Source organism: Ideonella sp. P3_A4 (assembly GCF_056403075.1).
On record NZ_JBFUGE010000903.1, the window covers coordinates 1 to 1,889 of the forward strand.

At 67.7% G+C, this 1,889-nt stretch carries 2 protein-coding genes; both read left to right on the plus strand.

Features of this window, described 5'->3' with window-relative positions:
• Positions 1 to 554, plus strand: a 554-nt coding sequence (locus tag AC1DYI_RS34250) for a sensor histidine kinase (protein WP_477208563.1), incomplete at its 5' end; no start/stop codon positions are given.
• 34 nt (positions 555 to 588) lie between these two features.
• A complete protein-coding gene (locus AC1DYI_RS34255) occupies positions 589 to 1,860 on the plus strand; it encodes a lipoprotein-releasing ABC transporter permease subunit (RefSeq protein WP_477208564.1) in 1,272 nt (423 codons plus the stop codon).
• The last annotated feature ends 29 nt before the right edge of the window (positions 1,861 to 1,889 follow it).

Sequence of the window (1,889 nt, forward strand, 5' to 3'; positions counted from 1 at the left end):
ATGTGGTCTCGGCCGGCATGCACCTGCTGCACCTGGTCGACGATGTGCTGGACGTGACGCGCATCGACTCTGGCCAGTTGAGCGTCGACGTCGGGCCGGTGGACCTGGGCTCGGTGCTGCAGTCGGCGCTGCAGCAGGTCGAACCGCAGCGTCAGGCGCTGGGCATCGCGATCCAGGCCGATCTGCCACCCGAGGTCTTGCATGTGCGGGCCGACGCTGTGCGGCTGGAGCAGGTCTTCGTCAACCTGCTGACCAACGGCTGCAAGTACAACCGGCCCGGCGGGCGCCTGGCGGTCGTGCCGCGGGTGCAAGGCGACGAGCTGTGGGTCGATTTCGAGGACCAGGGCGAAGGCCTGGCCGAGGACGAGATCAAGGCACTGTTCCAGCCGTTTCGCCGCCTGACGCGGCATTGGCGTGTCGAAGGCACCGGGCTCGGACTGGTGATCGTCAAGCTGCTGCTGGTGCAGATGGGCGGCCAGATCGAGATCAGCAGCCGGCCGGGGCAGGGCAGCACGTTCAGTGTCCGTCTTTCACTTTGCGACGAGCTCGGCTGAACGTAAAGCAAGGCTCCGGTAGCATGCCGGTCCCATGAGCTTGTTTTCCAAGCTGCCCTATGAGTGGCAGATCGGCTGGCGCTACACGCGCGCGGGTCGCGCCGGCCGGCGCAACGGCTTCATTTCGTTCATCTCGTTCGTCTCGGTGATCGGCATCGCGCTGGGCGTGATGGCGTTGATCGTCGTGCTGAGTGTGATGAACGGCTTCCAGAAGGAAGTGCGCGACCGCATGCTGTCGGCGATCGCGCACGTCGAGATCCTGCAGCCGCAGGGCCAGGCGCTGCCCGACTGGCAGGCCGTGGCCGCCAAGGCCAAGGAAGACCCTGCTGTTCGCGCGGCCGCCCCGTTCATCGCCGTGCAGTCGCTGCTGGCGCGTGGCGAAGACATGCGCGGCGCGGTGGTGCGCGGCGTGTTGCCGGCGGCCGAGAGCCAGATCACCGACCTGGCCGCGAAGCTGGAGGCCGACGGCACGYTGGCGCAACTGGTGCCCGGTCAGTGGCGCATCGTGCTGGGCGTCGAGCTGGCTCGCTCGCTGGGTGTTCGCGCCGGTGACTCGGTCACGCTCATCGCCCCAGGCGGGCAGGTGACGCCAGCCGGCGTGCAACCGCGGTTGAAGCAGTTCACGGTTGCCGGCGTGTTCAGCGTCGGCCACTACGAATACGACAGTGCGCTGGCGTTGATCCACATCGACGACGCGGCGCGGCTGTTCCGTACCGAAGGCCCGACCGGCGTGCAGCTGAAGCTGGCCGACGTGCACGACGCACGCGAGGTGGGCTGGCGCCTGAGCGACGTGATGGGCCCGAACGTGCGGGTGCGTGACTGGACGCGCACCAACGCCGCCTGGTACGACGCGGTGCAGATCGAGAAACGGATGATGTTCATCATCCTGACGCTGATCGTCGCGGTGGCCGCCTTCAACCTGGTGTCGACGCTGGTGATGACGGTGACCGACAAGCGCGCCGACATCGCGATCCTGCGCACGATCGGTGCCAGCCCGCGCTCGGTGATGGRCATCTTCGTCGTGCAAGGCGCTGCCGCCGGCGTGATCGGCACGCTGACCGGCGTTGCGCTCGGGCTGCTGATCTCGTTCAACGTCGGCGTCATCGTGCCGGCCATCGAACGCCTGCTGGGCGTGGCCTTCCTGCCCAGCAGCATCTACCTGATCAACCGCATGCCCAGCGACCCGCAGATGGCCGACGTCCTGCCCATCGCCGTGATCTCGCTCGTGCTGGCCTTCCTCGCCACGCTGTACCCGAGCTGGCGCGCCAGCCGCGTCAACCCGGCGGAGGCGCTGCGCTATGAGTGAGCTTCATCCGGCCATGCAGAGCGCCGTGC